The sequence below is a fragment of the Nocardioides korecus genome, from assembly GCF_054778395.1.
In genome coordinates this window covers 409213-428877 of record NZ_BAAGZO010000001.1, presented here as the reverse complement: position 1 = coordinate 428877, position 19665 = coordinate 409213, and the positions used below count along the sequence as shown (strand labels likewise).

16 protein-coding genes are annotated in these 19665 nt (G+C 74.7%); 10 read left to right on the top strand and 6 right to left on the bottom strand.

The genetic code is table 11. The features are described from left to right. Positions 1 to 52 precede the first annotated feature (52 nt). Together ACYVDA_RS01990 and ACYVDA_RS01985 are read left to right on the top strand one after the other, a co-directional pair. On the top strand, positions 53 to 664 hold the full coding sequence (locus ACYVDA_RS01990; RefSeq protein WP_460814437.1) for a hypothetical protein: 612 nt from the start codon (positions 53 to 55) through the stop codon (positions 662 to 664). Positions 665 to 682: 18 nt separating this feature from the next. After that, positions 683 to 1144, top strand: a complete 462-nt coding sequence (locus ACYVDA_RS01985; protein WP_460814434.1) for a GNAT family N-acetyltransferase — start codon at positions 683 to 685, stop codon at positions 1142 to 1144. A gap of 34 nt (positions 1145 to 1178) precedes the next feature. Here the strand turns inward: ACYVDA_RS01985 and ACYVDA_RS01980 are convergent, their stop codons facing one another. Beyond that, positions 1179 to 1778, bottom strand: a complete 600-nt coding sequence (locus tag ACYVDA_RS01980) for a hypothetical protein (protein ID WP_460814432.1) — start codon at positions 1776 to 1778, stop codon at positions 1179 to 1181. 128 nt (positions 1779 to 1906) lie between these two features. Between ACYVDA_RS01980 and ACYVDA_RS01975 the strand changes: the two genes are divergently transcribed. Beyond that, on the top strand, positions 1907 to 2332 hold the full coding sequence (locus ACYVDA_RS01975; RefSeq protein ID WP_460814429.1) for a DUF1810 domain-containing protein: 426 nt from the start codon (positions 1907 to 1909) through the stop codon (positions 2330 to 2332). Between the two features lie 108 nt (positions 2333 to 2440). Here the strand turns inward: ACYVDA_RS01975 and ACYVDA_RS01970 are convergent, their stop codons facing one another. After that, a complete protein-coding gene (locus ACYVDA_RS01970) occupies positions 2441 to 4096 on the bottom strand; it encodes a S8 family serine peptidase (protein ID WP_460814427.1) in 1656 nt (551 codons plus the stop codon). A 257-nt stretch (positions 4097 to 4353) separates the two neighbouring features. Here ACYVDA_RS01970 and ACYVDA_RS01965 point away from each other — a divergent pair, with 257 nt between their 5' ends. The 4 genes from ACYVDA_RS01965 (at position 4354) to ACYVDA_RS01950 (ending at position 7866) form a co-directional block, all read left to right on the top strand. Beyond that, positions 4354 to 6378, top strand: a complete 2025-nt coding sequence (locus ACYVDA_RS01965) for an ATP-binding protein (RefSeq protein ID WP_460814423.1) — start codon at positions 4354 to 4356, stop codon at positions 6376 to 6378. A gap of 77 nt (positions 6379 to 6455) precedes the next feature. Next, positions 6456 to 6812, top strand: a complete 357-nt coding sequence (locus ACYVDA_RS01960; RefSeq protein ID WP_460814420.1) for an ArsR/SmtB family transcription factor — start codon at positions 6456 to 6458, stop codon at positions 6810 to 6812. Then, on the top strand, positions 6809 to 7297 hold the full coding sequence (locus ACYVDA_RS01955; RefSeq protein ID WP_460814417.1) for an SRPBCC family protein: 489 nt from the start codon (positions 6809 to 6811) through the stop codon (positions 7295 to 7297). The genes ACYVDA_RS01960 and ACYVDA_RS01955 overlap by 4 nt, the downstream gene beginning before the upstream one ends. Continuing rightward, positions 7294 to 7866, top strand: a complete 573-nt coding sequence (locus ACYVDA_RS01950) for a TIGR03086 family metal-binding protein (protein WP_460814414.1) — start codon at positions 7294 to 7296, stop codon at positions 7864 to 7866. The genes ACYVDA_RS01955 and ACYVDA_RS01950 overlap by 4 nt, the downstream gene beginning before the upstream one ends. A 115-nt stretch (positions 7867 to 7981) precedes the next feature. Here ACYVDA_RS01950 and ACYVDA_RS01945 read toward each other — a convergent pair whose 3' ends face one another. Then, positions 7982 to 9292 carry an MFS transporter gene (locus tag ACYVDA_RS01945; protein ID WP_460814412.1) on the bottom strand — a complete coding sequence of 437 codons (1311 nt, stop codon included), beginning with the start codon at positions 9290 to 9292 and terminating at the stop codon, positions 7982 to 7984. Continuing rightward, positions 9289 to 11985: a phosphoenolpyruvate carboxylase gene (gene ppc, locus ACYVDA_RS01940; protein WP_460814410.1), complete on the bottom strand. Its 2697-nt coding sequence runs from the start codon at positions 11983 to 11985 to the stop codon at positions 9289 to 9291. The genes ACYVDA_RS01945 and ppc overlap by 4 nt, the downstream gene beginning before the upstream one ends. A 259-nt stretch (positions 11986 to 12244) precedes the next feature. On the opposite strand from ppc, the gene ACYVDA_RS01935 reads away from it, so the two are divergent. The 3 genes from ACYVDA_RS01935 to ACYVDA_RS01925 are packed head-to-tail and all read left to right on the top strand — an operon-like array spanning position 12245 to position 16554. Then, a complete protein-coding gene (locus tag ACYVDA_RS01935; protein ID WP_460814408.1) occupies positions 12245 to 13678 on the top strand; it encodes a glycosyltransferase family protein in 1434 nt (477 codons plus the stop codon). Positions 13679 to 13724: 46 nt separating this feature from the next. Continuing rightward, positions 13725 to 15044, top strand: coding sequence for a glycosyltransferase family 2 protein (locus ACYVDA_RS01930; protein WP_460814405.1), 1320 nt, complete (start codon positions 13725 to 13727; stop codon positions 15042 to 15044). A 25-nt stretch (positions 15045 to 15069) separates the two neighbouring features. Further along, complete coding sequence (locus ACYVDA_RS01925; protein ID WP_460814402.1) at positions 15070 to 16554, top strand: amidase; 1485 nt, start codon at positions 15070 to 15072, stop codon at positions 16552 to 16554. Here the strand turns inward: ACYVDA_RS01925 and ACYVDA_RS01920 are convergent. Next, a complete protein-coding gene (locus tag ACYVDA_RS01920) occupies positions 16551 to 17198 on the bottom strand; it encodes an HAD family hydrolase (RefSeq protein WP_460814399.1) in 648 nt (215 codons plus the stop codon). The genes ACYVDA_RS01925 and ACYVDA_RS01920 overlap by 4 nt on opposite strands. Before the next feature lie 103 nt (positions 17199 to 17301). Further along, positions 17302 to 19503: an ATP-binding protein gene (locus tag ACYVDA_RS01915; protein ID WP_460814397.1), complete on the bottom strand. Its 2202-nt coding sequence runs from the start codon at positions 19501 to 19503 to the stop codon at positions 17302 to 17304. Positions 19504 to 19665: the final 162 nt, after the last annotated feature.

Sequence of the window (19665 nt, the reverse complement as noted above, 5' to 3'; positions counted from 1 at the left end):
AGGCCCGTCGTCGACGCCGCCGCAGAACCACCCGCCCAGTACCGTCGCCCTCGTGCCCGACCGCCAGCGGATCTTCGTCGTCACCACCTCGGCGACCGAGGCCGAGGCGGCGACCCTGAGGGCCGACCTGGGCCGCGACCCCCTGGTCCTCACCGCCCCCACCGGCGAGGCCAAGCGCGTGGTCACCCTGGTGGGCGTCGACCCCCAGGTGGAGGTCCTCCTGGCCCCGGTCACCCACCCCCAGGCCGACCGCGGCCACCGGCTGGACGCGCTGGTGCGCCGGCACGCGCTGCACGACCGCGCCCGCGACGTGGTGGTGGTCGGCGACCCGGCGACCACCACGCTCCTGCTCCGCGTCCTGGCCCCCGGACAGCTCGCCGCGAGCGGCGCCGTGACCCTGGTCGGGCTCCCCCGCGGGCCCCGCCGGATGGTGCCGCGGCGCGGGCTCGCCGTGGGGGCGGTCCTCGGGCTCGCCGCCGGCTTCGCCGAGCCGGTCGCCCCGATCCTGGCCCTGCCCGCCGCCCTCGCCCTGGTGGGCCTGGTCCTGCTGCTGCTCCCGGCCGTGCGCCACCTCGGCCGCGAGCTCCTGCTCGCCGCCGCGGTGTCGACCGGCCTGGTGATGGTGCTGATCGCCGGCTCCTCGCGCTTCCCCGGGAACTTCTGACGGCGCACACTCGACCCCATGGTCGAGATCGCCACCGACGCAGCCGGCCTCGCCGACGCCGCGCGCCTGCTCCACGCCTTCAACGTGGAGTACGACGAGCCCACACCCCCACCGCACGAGCTGACCGTCCGCCTCGCCGAGCTGGTCGCGGGCGACCACGTGACGGTGCTCCTGGTCCGCGCCGAGGACGGCGAGCCGGTCGGCGTGGTCGTCGTACGCCTCCAGCCGTCGCTGTGGAGCCGGGGCTCGGAGGCCTACGTCGCCGAGCTGTACGTCGTCCCCGACCGCCGCGGCGAGGGCCACGGCCGCGCGCTCTTCACCGAGGCCATGCGGGTGGCCCGGGACGACGGCGCCGACTACGCCTTCGTGATCACCAGCGAGGACGACCGGCGCGCCCAGCGGCTCTACGAGGCGGCCGGGTTCCGGCGCACGGAGGGCGAGGGCGGGCCGCTGATGCTGGCCTACGAGCGCGAGCTCTGACCCCGCCAGGCGGCCCCTGCGCTGCCCGACCGTCTCAGGGGCAGGCGCGCGCGTCGTGCGGGTCGTCGTACGTGCGCAGGGTGAAGGTCTCCAGGGTCCGGCGCACGTGGGTCCGGTGCAGCGCGCTGAGCACGAGCGTGGGCCAGCGCTCCAGGTGGAAGTCCCCCGCGGCGTTGCAGCCCTGCGGCCGCCACCCGACGTCGAAGTGGACCGTGCGACGGGCGTGAGCAGGGAGCACCACGTCGACGTCGTACGCCGCGTCGACGCCGGACCCGTCGGCCGCGTCACGCACCCGTGCACCGCTGGTCGACAGGCCCTGGACCTCGGCCCGTCCCTCCGAGCCCAGCAGCTGCGACTCGACGCGGGTCAGCCGCACCGACCGGCCGCTGCCGTTCTCGAGGGTCAGGTCGATCCGGCAGCGCCACCCCGGTCGCGAGAGGACCACGGTCCCGCGGGTCCCGGACGTGACCTCGGTGCCGCGGCAGTGCGGGCTCCAGGTCGCGTCCACCTGGTCCACCGCGTGCGCGGCGGTGAGCCACCACGTCGTGGTCGCCACTGCGACCAGCAGCACGGCCGCGACGGCCACCCACCGCCCGACGTGCGACGTCGAGCGCGACAGAACCCCCCGGATCATGGAGCCAGCATGGCGCACCCCGCCGGCTGCGTCCGCGCTTCTCCGACACCCAGCCCCCAGGTCGCTGGCCACGGATCCGACGGCGTCGGGCCTCGTGGCGTGACGTGCGCGCGAGGTAGCGTCCCGGGGTGACCGACCCCCACGACCTCGACCGTTTCCTCGCGGCGCAGGACGGCGTGCACGCCCAGGCACTCCGCGAGCTGCGCGACGGGCGCAAGACCAGCCACTGGATGTGGTTCGTGTTCCCCCAGCTCGCCGGCCTGGGCTCGTCGGTGATGGCGCAGCGCTACGCGATCGGCTCGCTGACCGAGGCGCGCGCCTACCTCGAGCACCCCGTGCTCGGCCCCCGCCTCCTTGAGTGCGCCCGGGCCCTCCTCGCCCACGGCGACCGGACCGCGCTCCAGGTCATGGGGTCGCCGGACGACGTCAAGCTCCGGTCGTCGATGACGCTCTTCGCCGCCGTCGCCGGCTCGGACCCCGTGTTCCAGCAGGTGCTGGACGCGTTCTTCGACGGCGAGCCCGACCCGCGGACGGTCGACCGGCTCTCGGCCTGACCTCCTCCCGCCGCCTCTCGTCCACCGGCTGGTCGGCCCACGGCGCCGGGCGGTGACGTGCCACCGCACCCCGGGGAGGGAACCCGGGGTGCGGTGGGTGTCACTGGGTCAGGGCTGGCCGCGCCAGCTCCGGGCCTTCCAGCTGTCGCCCCGCCAGCTGCGGGCCTTCCAGCTGTTCCCGCGCCAGCTGCGCGCCTGGAACGAGTCGGTGGGCCAGGCGTGCTGGGCCCACGGCACGCCGTTCCAGGAGCTGCCCGTCCAGGCGACGGCCTGGAGCCGCCGCTTGTCCCACTTCGTGCCGGTCCACGTCTGGCCGTTCCAGGCGCCACCCGTCCAGGCGCTGTCAGCGTCCTGCCCGGCGACCCAGGCGGCCGAGTTCCAGGGCGAACCCAGGGCGTCGACCTCACCGACCAGCGGCGTCCCCGACTCCGGGTCCACCACGTGCTCGCCGCCGCGCGACGCCTCGAGCGTGCCCATGCCGGTGGAGGCCGGGGCAGAGGTGTACGCGCGGGCAGCCAGACCGAGCTTGACCATGGTCAGCGCGTCGTTCACGTTCGCGACGCCCCGGCCCTGGGCAGGTCCGCCGTTGAGCAGCGGTGTGGCCGTCTGCATCAGGACGCCCTTGACCTGGTCGGGCGTGAGCTTCGGCTTGGCACTGAACAGCAGGGCGGCCTCACCGGAGACCACGGCGGCGGCCTGCGAGGTGCCGCTGCCGCGGAAAAAGCGGCCCTCGTCGTCGCCGGGCAGGCGACCCTCGGGGTGGGCGGTGTCGATGAAGGAGCCGGGGTCGCGCAGCGACACCACGGACTTGCCCGGGGCGAGGACGTCGGGACGGCGCGAGGCGTCGCCGCCGTTGGTGAAGTCCGCGACCCGGTCGTCGAACGCGGTGTCGGAGCCGCGGTGGTCACTGGCCCCGACCGCCAGGACGTGCGGGTCGGCCGCGGGCATCAGCAGCGGGGCGTCGAGCCCGTCGTTGCCGGCCGAGGTGACCACGAGGATGCCGTGGTCCCACGCGTTCTCGACGGCGCGGGCGAGGGGATCGACCTGCCAGCTCTGCGTGGAGGTGGTGCCGTAGGACAGGTTGATGACCCGGACGTGCATGCCCTGGTCGTCGCGGTGCTCGACGACCCAGTCCAGGGCCGCGATCACCTGCGTGACGTCGGCCCCACCGTCACCGGTGGCGACCTTCATGTTCAGCAGCTTGGCGTCGGGCGCGACGCCGGCGAACTGGTCGCCCTGCGGCTTCCTCGGGTCGAAGCCGTCGTCCTCGCCGGCGATGATGCCGGCCAGGTGCGTGCCGTGGCCGAACCCGTCGAGGTAGCGCGTCCCGTCGCTCTGGCTCTCGAACGACAGGTCCGGACCGTCGGTGACCTTGTCGTCCTTGTCCAGACCCGGCACCCCGACCACACCGGTGTCGATCAGCGCGACGGTGACGTCCTTGCCGGTGGCGCCGCGGGCCCAGGCGGCCTGCGCACCGATGTTCTTGGTCACCGACCACATCGAGCCCAGGTCCTGGGTTCCGTCCCAGCCGCCCTTGCCCCTGCTCGCCTGCTTGCCCTCCTTGGTGGTGTCGTCACCCCAGGTGGAGTCCACGACGCCGCCGGCCACGTCGTCCACGGTGCCGCTGACGATGCCGCCGAGGGTGCCCAGCGCGCTGCCGTCCTTGCTGCTGGTGCCGCTCGCCAGGGCCGGTCCGGCCCCCGCGCACACCAGGGCCGACACCAGTACGACGACCGGTGCACCCCTCTTCCAGGTGATGCTCATGTTCTCCCCCGTGCGTCCTTGCTCCGACTGAGGTCCCAGGATGACCAAAGCGGACATTCCGCGCGAGGGGTACTGATCGGGCTGCACTCCACGGACTAGTCCGCGGATTTTTGGTGGTTGACGGTTCACTAATGGCCGGTGCTCAAAAGGGAGATACGGCATTGTCCCGACAAATCATCGCGACGCGCCCTACCGTCGTCGGTGGAGGAGTGACCCCCGGCCGACCCCGCGGCTGCGCACTCCCGGAGGAGCGAGCCATGGACGACGACACGAAGGCGGTGCCGGCTGCCGGCGAGTCGCCCTCGCGCCGTCCCCTGGTCTCGACCTGGCTGCTGGCGGCCGCGATGGCGCTCGTGGCCGCCCTCGTCTCCGCGCCCCGCTGGCTCGCGGACCCGTCGGCCGCGACGCCGGACCTGCGGTGGCTGACCCTCCTCCCGCTGTTCGCGCTCGCCGAGGTCGTGGTGATCCACCTGCCCACCCAGCGCAACGCGCACGGTCACACCCTGCGTGAGATCCCGGCCGTGCTCGCGCTGACGTTCCTGGCGCCGCAGCAGTACGTCACGGCGTACGTCGTCGGCGCCGTGCTCGCCCTCCTCGTCGCCGCCCGCATGCGCGGGGTCAAGCTCGCCTTCAACGCCGCGATGTTCGCCCTCGAGGCGTCCCTCGGTGCCCTGACCTACGGTGCGATCCTCGGCGGCGCCGACCCGCTGTCCCTGCAGGGGTGGCTCGCCGTCCTGGTGGCCGTGCTGGTCACCGACCTGCTCTCCGCGGCAGCGGTGACCGCCGCGATCAGCATCACCGAGGGGGCGTTCGACGGCGAGGTGCTCCACGAGGCGCTGCGCTCGGGCACGGTCGCGGCCTTCATCAACACCTGCGTCGCCCTGCTCGTGGCGACCCTGGTCATCGTGCAGCCCTCCGCGTTGCCGCTGCTCGGCGTCGTGGTCGTGCTGCTGGTCCTCGGCTACCGCGTCTACATCTCCCTGGCGCGCGGGCACGCCCAGACCCAGGCGCTGTACCGCTTCGTCGAGCAGACGGCCGCCACCCGCTCCCTGCCCGAGACCACGGCGGCCGTCCTGGCCCAGGCCGCCGAGCTGCTCCACGTCGAGCGGGCGCTCCTCGTCGAGCTGGTGGACGACACCCACGTGCGCCACCACGTCCTCGACGGGGACGTCCTGCGCACCGAGGACGTCCCGCCCCCGCCGCCGACCACCTGGTGGTGGGGCGCGCTCGCCGAGGGGGTCACCCGCTGGGAGCGCCCGCGGACCGGGCGCCACGTCGAGCCGGTGGCGGTCCCGCCGCACGCCCTGGCCGCGCGGGACGGCCTCGCCGCCCCTCTGCACGACGCCGGGAAGCGCCGAGCCGTCCTGGTGGTGTGCGACCGGTCCTTCGAGAAGGAGACGTTCTCCAAGGACGACGTGCAGGTCTTCGAGGCGCTCGCCGCGCACGCCGGCGTGGTGCTGGAGCGCGCCCGTGGCGTCAGCGAGCTCGAGACGCTGGCCGAGGAGATCGGGGTCGCCCGCGACGCAGCCCTGGCCGCATCCGAGGCCAAGTCGCTGTTCCTGGCCAACATGAGCCACGAGATCCGTACGCCGCTCACGACCGTCCTGGCCACGGCCGAGATCCTCGAGGACACCGCGCTCGACCAGACCCAGGTCGTCCTCGTGGAGAAGATGCACCGCCAAGGCGCCCTGCTCAAGTCCCTGGTCGAGCAGATCCTCGACTTCTCCCGCATCGAGGCCGGCGAGGTCGTGCTCACCTCCGCGCCGTTCGACCTGCGCGCGATGGTGGCCGACGCCGGCGACACCTACACGCCTCGGGCCGCTGCCGCCGGCCTGCTGTTCACCAGCCGGGTGGCGCCCGACGTCCCGACCGTGGTCGTGGGCGACTCCGGCCGGGTCTTCCAGGTGCTGACCAACCTGCTCGACAACGCCTTGAAGTTCACCCACGAGGGCAGGGTCGAGCTCGACGTGGCGGTGGGCGCCGACGGGGCCCTCGAGGTCCGCGTGAGCGACACCGGCATCGGCATCGCTCCCGACCAGGTGGCCACGGTGTTCGACGTCTTCAACCAGGTCGACGGCTCGACCACCCGACGCTACGAGGGCACGGGGCTGGGCCTCGCCATCTGCCGCCAGCTCACCGAGCTCATGGGCGGGACGATCGCGCTGGCCAGCGAGCCGGGGGTCGGCAGCACCTTCACCGTCGACCTGCCGCTGGCCGTCCCGGCACCGGCGCCGGTCCCCGGGCCCGTCGCGGACGCCCCGGGCGGGCTCGTCGCCGCCTGACCTTTCTCAACCCAAGGGTTGACGACCTGGATCTGCTGGCCTACCGTCGTCCTCAACCGATCGGTTGAGGAGGCGTCGTGGTGGAGCACCGGCTCGACGACGTCTTCGTCGCCCTGGCCGACCCCACCCGGCGCGACCTGGTGGCGCGGCTGACCGAGGGGGACGCGACGGTCGGCGAGCTCGCCGCGCCGTACGCCGTCTCGGTGCAGGCCATCTCCAAGCACCTCAAGGTCCTGGAGCAGGCGGGCCTGGTGAGCCGGGGCGAGCAACGACGCAGCCCGGTGCACCTCGAGGCGGAGGTGCTCGACCTGATGACGGGCTGGATCGAGCGGTACAGGCGGCAGGCGGAGGCGCGCTACCAGCGTCTCGACGCCGTGCTCGCGTCGATGGACGACAGCGCCGGCGAGGGGCCGGCCCAGGAGGAGTCAGCATGAGCACCCAGACAGGCACGACCACCACGATCGAGGCCGACGAGCGCGTCCCGGCCATCCACATCACCCGGGACTTCGCGGCCACTCCGGCGCAGCTGTTCCGCGCCCACACCGACCCCGAGGTCTTCGTGCGGTGGGTCGGGCCCGACGACCTCACCAACACCGTCGACCGCTGGGACGCGAGCACGGGTGGGGCCTGGCGCTACGTCGCCGAGCGCGGCGGGGAGCAGCACGGGTTCCACGGCTGCTTCCACGACGTGCGCCCCGACCGGATCGTGCAGACCTTCACGTGGGAGGGGCAGCCTGACGACGTCTCGCTGCAGACGCTGACCTTCGAGGACCTCGGTGACGGCCGGACCCGCCTGCACGCGACCTCGCTGTGCGGCAGCTTCGAGGCCCGCGACGGCTGGCTGCGCAGCGGCATGGAGGTCGGCCTGGACCAGGGGTACGCCGCCCTCGACCGGATGCTCCAGGATGGGGTCGCATGAGCCTCCCCGCCGACCCGTCCGCCCGCCACCGCGAGGTCGCCGCCGGCTTCACCGCCCGCGTCGAGGGGGCGACCGACTGGGACGCCCCGGCGCCCGTGCCCGACTGGACCGCGCGCGACGTCGTGCGCCACCTGGTCGAGTGGTTCCCGGCCTTCCTCTCCGCGGGCACCGGGCTGGAGCTGGCCACGGGGCCGTCGGTCGACGAGGACCCGGTGACCGCCTGGCGGGTGCACGCCGACGCCGTCCAGGAGCTCCTCGACGGCCCGTCGGCCACCACCCCGTTCGCGCACCCCATGGTCGGCGAGATGCCGCTGCCGAACGCGATCGACCAGTTCTACGTCTCCGACGTCTTCATGCACACCTGGGACCTCGCCCGGGCGACCGGCCAGGACGAGACCCTCGACGCCGACACCTGCGCCGGCATGCTCGCCGGGATGGAGCCGATCGAGGAGATGCTGCGCGGCTCGGGCCAGTACGGCCCCCGCGTCGAGGTCCCCGCCGACGCCGACGTCCAGACCAGGTTCCTCGGGTTCATCGGGCGCGACCCGCTGGGCAGCACGACGCGGTGACGTGACCCCACCCGAGCGACATGCAGTTCGCCCGTGGGTGGCGCCCAGGCCCGCGTGCCGGTGACCGGGGACGCGCGAACTGCATGTCGTTGCGGTGCGGACCCGCGACGTCCGGCTAGGAGTGGGAGCGGCGCTGGGAGGCGCCGGCGAGGGTGCCCATCACCGAGAACGTCGCGGTGGTGCCGAGGACGATCAGGACGGGGACGGTCCAGGCGTTGGTGACGTCGTGGGCGAGGCCGAGGACGGCGGGGCCGGTGGCGGCGACGACGTACCCGACGCCCTGGACGAACGCCGAGAGCTGCGCGCTCTCGCGGTCGGTGCGCGACACCTGGACGACGATCGTGAAGATCGCCGCGAAGCCGCCTCCCTGGGCGATACCGCCGAGGACGCTGCCCAGCACGTAGAGGTGCGGGTCGAGGAGCAGCTGCACCGGGAAGGTCATCCAGCACAGGCCCACCAGGGCGATCAGCGGCGCGGGCGGGAGCCGGGTCGCCAGCAGGGGCAGCCCGAGGGCGCCGATGATGGCGCTCACCTGGAAGATCGCCGAGGCCGTGCCGGCGCCGTTGGCGCTGAGCCCGATCTCGTCGCCCAGCAGCGTGGGGAGCCAGGCGGTCAGCGAGTAGTAGGAGCTCGCCTGCCCCGCGAAGGCCAGGCCCAGGAGCCAGGCGATCGGGGTGCGCCAGACGGTGCGGTCACGGTGGGCGGGGTCGACCGACGAGGACGCCTCCCCCGACGGAGCGGGCTCGACCGCCGCGGACGACTCGGCCTCCGAGGCCGCCCCCACCGCCGACGCCGTCGCGGACCGCCGGTGACGGCCCTGCCACCAGCGCCACACCAGCAGCCCGACCAAGGCGGGGACGGCCCAGACGGCGAGGGCCACCCGCCAGCCGAAGGCCGCGGAGATCGGGGCGGTGGCCAGCGTCACGACCATCGAACCGCCGTTCATCGCGGTGACGTAGGCGCCGGTCACCAGGCCCGCCCGCGCGGCCGGGGTCTCGCGACGGATCACCGTGGGCACCACGACGTTGCCGACGGTGATGCCCAGACCGATCACGACCGTGCCGAGGGCGGCCAGGGGGAAGCCGCCGACGCTGCGGATCGCCGAGCCGACGACGACGGCGACCAGGCACAGCGACACCGCCTGCTCGACCCCGGAGCGCCGGATCACCGCCAGGGCGAGCGGGGCCAGCAGCCCGAAGCAGAGCACCGGCAGGCTGGTCAGCAGCCCGATCGCGGCGCCGCCGACGCCGAGGTCGGTGCGCAGCTCGGTCGAGATCGGCGCGACCGAGACGAACGGCGAGCGCAGGTTGACCGACACCGCGACCAGCACCGCGACGAACAGCCACGGGAACGCGACGCGACGTCGCGCCGGGTCGGTGGCGACCGCAGCCCGCCCGGCGTCGTCGACCTCAGGCTCCCCGCTCACCCGGTGTTGCGCATCCCGGCCGCGATGCCGTTGATGGTCAGCAGCAGCGCCCGCTCGAGGTCGGGCCCGTCCTCACCGGCCCGCAGCCGTGCCAGCAGCTGCACCTGGAGCAGGTGCAGCGGCTCGAGGTAGTTCTCGCGGACCTCCAGGGTCTGGCGCAGCACCGGCTCGCGGTCGAGCAGCTGCGCATCGCCGGTGACGGCCAGCACCTGCGCGACGGTCAGGTCGTACTCCTCGCGCACCAGGTCCAGGATCCCGTGCGTGCTCTCCGGGGCCAGCGCGGTGACGTAGCGCTCGGCGATGTCGAGGTCGGCCTTGAACAGCGTCATCGCGACGTTGTCGAGGAAGGTGCGGAAGAACGGCCACTCGGCGTACATCTCCTGCAGGTCGGCGCCGTGCTCGGCGACCGCCGCCAGGCCCGTGCCGACGCCGAACCAGCCCGGCGCGATCTGGCGCGACTGGGTCCAGCCGAACACCCACGGGATCGCGCGCAGGCTCTCCAGGCCGCCGCCCTGCGAGGGCCGCTTGGCCGGGCGGGACCCGATGTGGAGCGCGCCGAGGAGGTCGACGGGGGTGCAGGCCAGGAAGTACTCCGGCAGCTCGGGGGTGTCGACCAGCTCGCGGTAGCGGGCGTGGGCCCGGCTGGAGATCTGGTCCATCAGGCCGTCCCAGCGCTCCGCGTGCTCCGGCGTACGCCGATCGGTGCGGTGCAGCAGCGAGGCCTCCAGCGTGGCCGCCACCAGCAGCTCGAGGTTCTCGCGCGCGAGCACCGGCAGGGCGTACTTGTCGCTGATCACCTCGCCCTGCTCGGTCAGCTTGACCTCGCCGTCGACCGTGCCGAACGGCAGCGCCATGATCGCGTCGTACGTCGGCCCGCCGCCGCGCCCGACCGAGCCGCCGCGGCCGTGGAAGAACCGCAGCCGCACGCCGTGCCGCTTGGCCACGTCGCGGGCGACCCGCTGCGCCCGCTGGATCTGCCACTGGGAGGTCGCGATGCCGCCGGACTTGTTGGAGTCGGAGTAGCCCAGCATCACCTCCTGCACGTCACCGCGCACGCGCAGCAGCTCGCGGTAGCCGGCGTCCCCGAACAGCCCGTCCAGGATCGGCTCGGCGCGCTCCAGCTCCTCGACGGTCTCCAGCAGCGGCACGAACCCGATCCGCGCGACCCCGGCGGCCAGGTCGACCAGGCCGGCCTCGCGGGCCAGCAGCACCGCGGCCAGGACGTCGTCGGCGTCGCGGGTCATCGAGATGATGTAGCTCTCGATCGAGCGCGGGCCGAGGGCGTCGAGCGCCTCGCGGATGACGCCGAAGACACCGGCGGTGACCAGGCCCTCCTCGTCGAGCGGCGGCGGCTGGGCCGACAGGGGTCGGTTGACGCCGAGCTCGCGGCCGAGCAGGGCCATCCGGGCGGGCTGGTCGAGGTCGGCGTACGCCCCGTCGACCCCGTCCACGAGGCCGAGGCGGTCGACGAGCTGCCCGACGGCGTGGTGGTGCTTCTCGGCGTGCTCGCGCACGTCGAGGGTGGCCAGGGTCAACCCGGAGGCCGCGACCGTGCGGACCAGCCGCTCCAGGTCGCCGCCCGCGATCAGCTCGCCCTGGTGCTCGCGCACCGAGGCGTGCAGCAGGAGCAGGTCCTCCATCAGCTCGGTGTCGTCGCGGTAGTCGCGCAGCGGCCGGTGCGGCCCGGCCGCGTCGACCCGGGCGGCGGTGAGCTGCAGGCGCAGGTCGACGCAGGTGAGGAACAGCCGGTAGGGCTCCTCGACGTTGAGCCGGCGGTAGCGGGGCTCGACCTCGGGCAGCGCGTCGAGCATCTCCTCGGTGCGCGAGCGCAGGTCGGCGCTCACCGTCGAGAGCCGCTCGGAGACCGAGAGCGTGCGGCGCAGCGCGCCGACCTGGGCGCGGATCACGCCGATGCCGTGGCGGGCCTGGAGCGCGAGCACCTCGCGGGTGACCGCCGGCGTCACGTTGGGGTTGCCGTCGCGGTCGCCACCCATCCAGGTCCCGAACCGCAGCGGCGTGGCCTCCAGCGGCAGCTCGACGCCCCACGGCTCCAGCTGCTCCTCGAGCTCCTCCAGCACGTCGACGACGGCCGCCGAGGCGAGCCCCTCGAGGTAGTAGATGCCGTTGCGGGCCTCGTCCACGACCTCGGGCCGCTCGACGCGCAGCTCGTCGGTGGACCACAGCAGCTCGACGGCCGCCTCGAGACGACGGGTGCGCCGGGTCGAGTCGGGCTCCTCGAGGAGGGCGGCGACGGCGCGCAGCTTGTCCAGCGTCGTACGCCGTGCGACCTCGGTCGGGTGGGCGGTGAACACCGTGCGGACCGCGACCGAGGCGACCGCGTCGGCCACGTCGGCCGCGTCGGTGCCGGCCTCCTGGACGCGCGCCAGCGCGCCGCACAGAGGCCCGCCCTCGGACGCCCGGGCCTCGGCCAGCGCGCGGCCGCGGTGCTCCTGCTCGGTGACGTTGGCCAGGTGGAAGTACGCCGTGAACGCGCGCGCCAGCGTCGTCGCCGTCGCCAGGTCCATCTCGGGCAGGGTCAGGGAGTCGTCCTTGGCGGCCTGGCGGACGTTCTCGACCAGGTCCAGCAGGTCCTGGCCGTGGGAACGGATGAGGGTCTCGCCCAGCATGGAGGTGACCAGGCGGATGTCGCGGCGCAGGGGCGCCTCGGCAGCGTGGGGCAGGTGCTCGGACATGAGGGTCCTCGGTGGCTCGTGCGGCGCTCCCCCGGGATCCCCGGTCGAGCCTCGGCAGCTTGGGCGACGCCGTCGGCACCCGGGAGAAGGCTAGTGAGCGACCGGCCAGTAGGCGAACCGCGTGCTCACGGCCGCCCCTAACGGCGTACGCCGACCCCCCCGACGTGACGAGCGACCCGGTCGGCCCCCCGCGTGGCCTGGCAGGAGACGGGTACTGACCAGGCAGACCGCTTTTCCCCGACCCACCCGAGGCTGCCCCGTGACCACCCCCGACCCGGCCGATGCCGTGCGACCCGAGCAGCCCGCCCCGGTGCACGTGGTCCCGGGACCACGCGGCCACGGTGTGGACCTGTGCGCCCGGCAGCTGGCCGAGGCGACGGGGGCCCGGGTGGTGGGCTCGCTGGTCGACCTCGCCCTCGACGTGAGTCCCGCCCACCTGCACGTCACCGACCGGATCTGGGGCAGCTCCCCCGAGGACGCGGCCTTCAACGTCGCCGTCGCCTGCCTCGCCCGCCCCACCACGCTGACGCTGCACGACCTGCCCCAGGCCCACGACGGGGCGAGCTTCGAGCGCCGCAGCCACGCGTACGCCGTCATGGCCCGCGCCGCCCTCGGCGTCGTCGTCTCCTCCCAGCACGAGCGCGGCCTGCTCGAGGCGGCGCTGGAGCTGGGGACGTGGGACCCGACACCCCCGACCGACGACCTCGGCCCCACCGACGTCGACCCCCGGATCGAGGACTTCACGAGCGAGGAGTCCGGGCCCGCGGGCACGACCGGGTCGGCGCGGTCGACCGAGGTCCGCCCGCAGCTGGTCGAGGTGATCCCGCTGCCGCTGGTCATCCCGGCCTCGGTGCCCACCACCCCCGAACCGGCCGGACCGACCGGCCCCGCCGGGGCGCTGGCCGGGCTGCTGGACCAGGGCCCGGTCGGGGTGCTCGGCACGGTGGCGAGCCGGCTGATGGGGTTCGGTCCGACCACGGTGCGACCGCGCGCCCAGCGGCCCGCGGACCCGCCCCGGCCCAGGACGGGCGACCCGGACCTGCTCCGGGCCCGGATCTGCACCATCGGGGTCGCCGGCTGGTTCTACCCCGGCAAGGGTCACCTCCCGGCGCTCGGGGCTGCCCTGGCGCAACGCCGACGCGGGCACGAGGTGGACCTCGTCGTGCTCGGCGCACCCTCCCCGGGTCACGAGCAGGACGCCGAGGAGCTGGTCAGGCGGGCCGCGCGGCTCGGCGTACGGGTCGAGGTCACGGGGTGGCTCTCCGACGACGACCTGACCGCGGGCCTGCGGGCCGTCGACGTGCCCTTCGTCGGCCACCGCAACGTCTCGGCCTCGGGGTCGCTGAACTCCTGGCTGGCGGCGGGACGCCGACCGGTGGTGCGACGCAGCGCGTACTTCGAGGAGATGGACCGGCTCCGCCCCGACACCCTCACCCTGGTGCGCACCGGCGAGCTCGCCGACGCCGTCGGACGGGCCCTCGACGACCCGGACAGCACCTGGCTGCGACCCGGGGTCACCCTGGGCCACGGGCTCCCGGAGGCGGCCGCCGCCTACCGCGACTTCTGGGGCCGCGCGCTGCGACCCCGGACGTCGGCGCCGTCCACGACCCCGCCCGACGCCGGGTCGGCCGGGGACCACCACGACCTCGACGTCCTCGACGGCCCGGGGGTCCTGGGCCGCTCGCGGGGCTGAGGCGGTGGCGCCGGAGCCGGGTGCGCCGGTCGGGCCAGTCGGGCCAGTGCCTCCCCCCTGGGGCCGCGCCCTCCCGGACAACCGCTGGGACCTGGTCGACGCCGAGACCGCCCCCGCCCGGACGGTCAGCGTGGTCGTCACCCACTTCGAGCAGCCGGCCCAGCTCGCCCGCACCCTCGCCGCCCTCGCGCGCCAGACGTCGGCGCCCGACGAGGTGGTGGTCGTCGACGACGGGTCCCGGGAGGCGCCGCGGGTGCCGCCCGGCGTGACGCTGCTGCGCCAGGAGGACCTCGGCTTCCGGGCCGCCGCAGCGCGTCATCTCGGGGCGAGCCACGCCGGCGGCGACGTGCTGGTGTTCCTCGACGCCGACACCACCCCCGAACCCGACTTCGTCGAGGCGCTCACCCGGCTGCCCCGGCTGGCCCCCGACCTGCTCGCCGTGGGTCGGCGGCGCCACGCCGACCTGGCCGGGACCGACCCCGACGTGGCGGTCGAGGAGGCCGGGCCGGCGCACGAGCTGCCCGAGCCCGCGTGGCTCCGGGACGCCTACGCCCGCTCGCGGGACCTGCTCGACGCCGACGACCTGTCCTGCCGGTTCGTGATCAGCGCGGTGATGGCCTGTTCGCGCTGGTGGTACGAGCAGGTGGGCGGGTTCGACACCGACTTCTCGGCGTACGGCGGGGAGGACTGGGAGCTGGCCCACCGCAGCCGGGTCGCGGGCGGTCTGGTCGCCCACGTGGCCGGGGCCGTGGCGTGGCACGACGGCCCCGACGCCGGCGCCGCGCCCCGCGGGGTCAAGACGCGGGAGTCGGTCGCGGTGGCCGGGCGGATCGGCGTACCCGGTCTGGCGCCGCAGGGCCTGCTCGGGCTGGGCGGGCGGCGGGTGCCCGTCGACCGTCTCCTCGCCCTGCCGGACGACCTCGACGAGGGCACCCTGCTGCTGCTCGCCGACGCGGCCCTCCACGCCGACCCCGGCGCCCACCTCCTGCTCGGGTCCGCCCACGCGGACGTGCTCGCGGGCGACCCCCGGGTGGTCACCCGCGGAGACGGGCCCGCTCTCGACGCGGCCCTGGCCTCTCCCGCCCGCGTCCTGGTCGAGCTGCACCGGCCCTGGCTGCTGGACCCACCCGCCTGGCGCGCGCTGCTGCGAGCCGTCCCGCCCGGCGGCGACGGTGTCGTCACCCACCTCGACGGCACCGACCCGGTCGCCACCTCGACCGCCCTGCGGCTCGTGCGCCGCGCCCGCCGGTGGGGCGAGCCCGACCCGACCCCGGTCGCCGTCGACCTCCCCGGCGAGCCGCTGCCACCGTCGCTGACCCCGGAGTCCTGGTGGGGCGGCTGGGGTCCGGGGGCACCGCAGGCCTGAGCCGCCCACTGGCAGCATGAGCGGCATGACCCACACCTCCCTCGCGGACCTGTCGGCCAGCGCCCTGTCGGACCTCGTACGCCGACGCGAGGTCACCTGCCGCGAGGTGATGGCCGCGCACCTGGACCGGATCGAGGCGCTGAACCCGCTGGTCAACGCGATCGTCGCGCTGCGGCCGCGCGAGGAGCTCCTGGCCGAGGCCGAGGCGCACGACGCGCTGCTCGACGCCGGGGACCACCGGGGCTGGCTGCACGGGCTGCCCGTCGCGGTGAAGGACCTCAACGACGCCGCGGGCCTGCCGACCTCGCGGGGGTTCGTCCGCGACGCGCGCCCGGCGACGACCGACGCGATCGTGGTCGCGCGCATGCGGGCCGCGGGGGCGATCGTGGTGGGCAAGACGAACACCCCGGAGTTCGGGCTCGGCTCGCACACCTACAACGGCGTCCACGGCACGACGCTCAACGCCTGGGACCAGACCCGCACGGCCGGCGGGAGCAGCGGAGGCGCGGCCGTCGCGGTGGCCCTGCGGATGCTGCCGCTGGCCGACGGGAGCGACTTCTTCGGCTCGCTGCGCAACCCGACGGGGTGGAACGGCGTCTACGGCCTGCGGCCCACGCTGGGGCGGGTCCCGGCGCTGGGCGAGGAGGTGTTCGTCTCCCAGGGGGGCACGGACGGTCCCGTCGCCCGCACGGCGCAGGACCTGCGACGGCTGCTGCACACCATGGCCGGGCCCGACCCGCGCGACCCGTTGTCGCTGGGTGAGCCGCTCGCCGACCCCGACGCCCCTGCCCCGGACCTCACCGGGCGGCGGGTGGGGTGGCTGGGCGACCTGGGCGGCTACTTCGCGATCGAGCCCGAGGTGCTCCAGGTGTGCGGCCGGGCGCTGCACGCGCTGGAGGACCTCGGGATGGAGGTCGTCGACCGCGACTCGCTGCCGGCCCACGGCACGTTCCGCGGCGTCGAGGACCTCTGGCCGACGTGGTCGGTGTGGCGCCACTGGCTGGCGGGGTCGGCCCTGCTGCCGGCGTACGACATCCCGCAGGTGCGCGCCCGGATGAAGCCCGAGGCGATCTTCGAGGTCGAGGGCCTGATCGGCGTCGACGGGCGGCCCGGGCTGAGCGCCGCCGACGTCCACGCCGCCTCGCGCCGTCGCTCCGACCTGCTCGCCTCCGTGCTCGAGCTCTTCGAGGACGTCGACCTCCTGGTGCTGCCGACGGCACCGATGTTCCCCTTCGACGCCGGCCTGGACTGGCCGCGGGAGGTCGCGGGACGGGCGATGTCGACCTACCACCGCTGGATGGAGGTCTGCTCGCTCGCGACGATGGTCGGCGCCCCGGCGCTGGCGCTGCCGGCCGGGTTCTCCGCGGACGGTCTGCCGATGGGGCTCCAGGTGATCGCCCCGCCGCGGCGCGACGACGACCTGCTCGACCTCGCGGTCGCGTGGGAGGAGGTCACCGGCCACCACCTGCGCCGGCCGCCGCTGCTCGAGCAGCTCACCCCGGGCGTCTAGGCCGGCGGGCCGAGGAGTCCCAGCACCTCGGCGGGGGTGCGCGCGGTGGTGACGGCGTGCTCCTCGGCGTACAGGTGCCCCCAGCCGGCCGCCACCGGTCGCGCCCCCGCGTCCCGCGCCGCCCCGACGTCGAGCGGCGAGTCACCGACGTAGAGGCAGTGGGCCGTCTCGACCCCCAGCCGCTGCGCCGCGAGCAGCACGCCGTCGGGGGCGGGCTTGGGGTGCTCGACCTGGTTGCCGCCGACGACGTGGTCGAAGTACGCCGCCAGACCGGTCGCGCCGAGCAGGATCCGCGCGGCCTCGATGCTGTTGCCGGTGAACACCGCCATCGGCACGTCGCGCCCGCGCAGCTCGGTCAGCACGTCCTCGATGCCGGCGTGGACCACGACCGCGTGACCCAGCTCGGCCAGGACCTGGTGGTAGAGCTCACCGTCCGCGACCGTCCCGGTGCGCCCCAGCATCAGGCCGAGCATCACGTGGGGCGCGCCGGCGTCGTAGTAGGAGACGACCTCGTCCCGGGTCATCGACGGCCCGCCGAGCCGTCGCACCGTCTCGATGAAGGCGTCCGGCACTGCGGAGGCGGAGTCGACCAGGGTGCCGTCCATGTCCCAGATGACCGCCCGGGCGGTCGGTGTCGCGCTCACGGCACGAGCGTCCCAGGCACGTCGAGGAGCACGTGCGCCGGGCTGCGTCGTGGGGTCGAGCGGGCCGGCACCGCCCGCACGAGTGGGCGCCGCACCGGGAGCCTCAGCCGGCCGCGGCGACCTCGGCGGTCCGGCCGGGTGCGACCGGAGCGGGGCGGGCGGAGCCCGTGGGGGCAGACGCCGGGGACGGGATCGAGGACACCGGGCTGCCGGGCGTGCGGTTGGCCGGCGACTCCGGGGTGGTGCCGGCCGGGAGCCGGACCTCGAAGACGGTGCCGCCACCGGGGTTGTCGCGCAGGGTGATCGAGCCGCCGCAGCGGTCGACCGCGCGCCGCACGATCGCCAGGCCGAGCCCGGTGCCGCGGTAGCTCTCGCCGCCATGCGCGCGGTGGAAGGTCTCGAAGACCCGCTGCCGCTGGTCCTCGGGGATGCCGATGCCGTTGTCGCTGATCGTCACCACGGTCCCCTCGGCGTCCTCGCGGCCGCGCACCTGGACGCGGGGGCGGACGCCGGGGGCGACGTACTTGGTGGCGTTGCCGATCAGGTTGTCGAGCACCTGCCGCACCAGGACCGGGTCGGCGGTGACGTGCAGGCCCGACTGGACGTAGATCTGGGGTCGCGACTCCCGCTCGCGGAACACCGCGGCCGAGTCGTCCGCGGCCCGCGACAGGTCGAGGTCGACGGCGTGGACCGGGGCGTCGCGCACGACGGTGTAGCTGAGCAGGTCGTCGATGAAGCTGCCCATCTGCCGAGCCGCGCCGGTGACGCGGGCGAGGATGCGCTGGCCCTCCTCCTGGCCGACGGGGCCGGCGGCGAAGCTCTCCTCGAGGGCCTCCGACCATCCGTTGATCACGCTCAGGGGACGCTTGAGGTCGTGGGCGACGACCCCGGCGAAGGTGGCCAGGGCGTCGCGGTCGTGGCGCAGGGCGGTGACGTCGCGGTAGCTCACGATCGCCCGGTCGTACGCCGCTGCCGACGCCGGCCGCGCCTCGCCCGGCACCAGCGGGAGCGGGGCGGCCGTCACCTCGAGGACGATCGGCTCGGTGCTGTCGGTCGGGGTGAGCAGGTAGTCGCCCACCACCTCCTCACCGGCCAGCGCCCGCCGGTAGGGCATCTCCTCGGGACGCACGTCGGTGCCGTCGAGGTGGGTCATGCCGATCGAGCGGCCCGACTCGTCGAAGCCGATCGGGGTCTCGTCGAAGTCGCCGCGACCCTGCGCGATCATGCGACGGCCCGCCGGGTTGCGCAGGACGTAGTGGCCGTCGCCGTCCACCACGGCGATGCCCTCGCGCATGTGGTCCAGCACGGCGCCGAACAGCAGCGCGCGCTCCTCGGTGGCCCGCTGGAGGTCGGAGAGGTCGGTCAGGGCCTGGTCGCGCTCGGCGCGGCTCAGGGCCAGGACCAGGCCGGTGACGATCAGCATGGTCACGAAGACCTGCGCCACCAGCGCCCGGTCGGGCACCGAGGCGATGGCCGCGAACGGGCCACGGCCGACGAGGGTGAACACGACCGCGCCGGCCCCGAGGGCGAACCCGTGCAGGACGACGCCCAGGGCGCCCATCCGCACCCCGGCCAGCACGGTGGTGAACAGCAGCAGGAAGCCGACCGGCAGCGCGTCGCTCGTGCCGAAGACGGCCCACAGGAGGGTGGCGGAGGTCAGGCTGACGACGGACGCCTCGACCACGTGCCGGGTCGAGGGCAGGAACATCGCCCGCAGCCGCGCGACCAGGTCGGCCCGGTCGGTGACGTCGCGCAGACGTCCCAGCAGCAGCAGGCCCAGGGTGCCGACGACGACGATGCCGGTGAGGTTGCGGCCGGCCCAGACGAGGTACGCCGAGACGCGGTCGACGTCGCCCCCCACCGACAGCAGGCCCATCCCGAGGACGCCGAGGGCAGCCGCGGCGGCGCAGCCGAGGAGGGCGGCGGCGCTCAGGGCCCCGAGGTCGGTCAGCGAGCCGATCTCGCGGCGTCCGCCGAAGCGGTCGAGGTCGGGGCGCCACCACCGCACCAGCCGGACGAAGACGACCGCCTGGAGCAGGTTGGTGGCGACGAACAGGAGCGAGAGCGGCGCGGAGGCACCGGTGGCCAGGTTGACCCCGAAGACCACGGCCGAGAGCAGCGCCACGTCGACGGGCGCGCGACGCCGGTCGGTGGTGGCCAGCCACACGGCTCCGACCCCGGCGGCGGGCCACGCCAGGCTCATCGCGTGGCCGTCGATGATGGTCAGACGACCCAGGACGCCCGCGACGACGTACAGGGTCGCGAAGCCCCCCCTGCGCCAGACCTCGTGCGTCGGTGTCCTCACCCACCAATTATCTATCAAATCGGACTTTGCGGACGTTTTTGCCGAGATCGGTTCCGGAGCTCCCCGGGTCGGTCAGTGGCGGCGCACGACGTGCGCGGGCACCCGCACCGCGCCGAGCACGGCCCCGCCGAGCAGCCGGGCGGCGTGCGCCAGGCCGGGGGC

Excerpts from the sequence above, each read along its gene's own strand:
- ACYVDA_RS01970 (WP_460814427.1), bottom strand. The coding sequence starts at position 4,096 with ATGAGCATCACCTGGAAGAGGGGTGCACCGGTCGTCGTACTGGTGTCG.
- ACYVDA_RS01965 (WP_460814423.1), top strand. The coding sequence starts at position 4,354 with ATGGACGACGACACGAAGGCGGTGCCGGCTGCCGGCGAGTCGCCCTCG.
- ppc (WP_460814410.1), bottom strand. The coding sequence starts at position 11,985 with ATGTCCGAGCACCTGCCCCACGCTGCCGAGGCGCCCCTGCGCCGCGAC.
- ACYVDA_RS01955 (WP_460814417.1), top strand. The coding sequence starts at position 6,809 with ATGAGCACCCAGACAGGCACGACCACCACGATCGAGGCCGACGAGCGC.
- ACYVDA_RS01950 (WP_460814414.1), top strand. The coding sequence starts at position 7,294 with ATGAGCCTCCCCGCCGACCCGTCCGCCCGCCACCGCGAGGTCGCCGCC.
- ACYVDA_RS01985 (WP_460814434.1), top strand. The coding sequence starts at position 683 with ATGGTCGAGATCGCCACCGACGCAGCCGGCCTCGCCGACGCCGCGCGC.
- ACYVDA_RS01925 (WP_460814402.1), top strand. The coding sequence starts at position 15,070 with ATGACCCACACCTCCCTCGCGGACCTGTCGGCCAGCGCCCTGTCGGAC.
- ACYVDA_RS01980 (WP_460814432.1), bottom strand. The coding sequence starts at position 1,778 with ATGATCCGGGGGGTTCTGTCGCGCTCGACGTCGCACGTCGGGCGGTGG.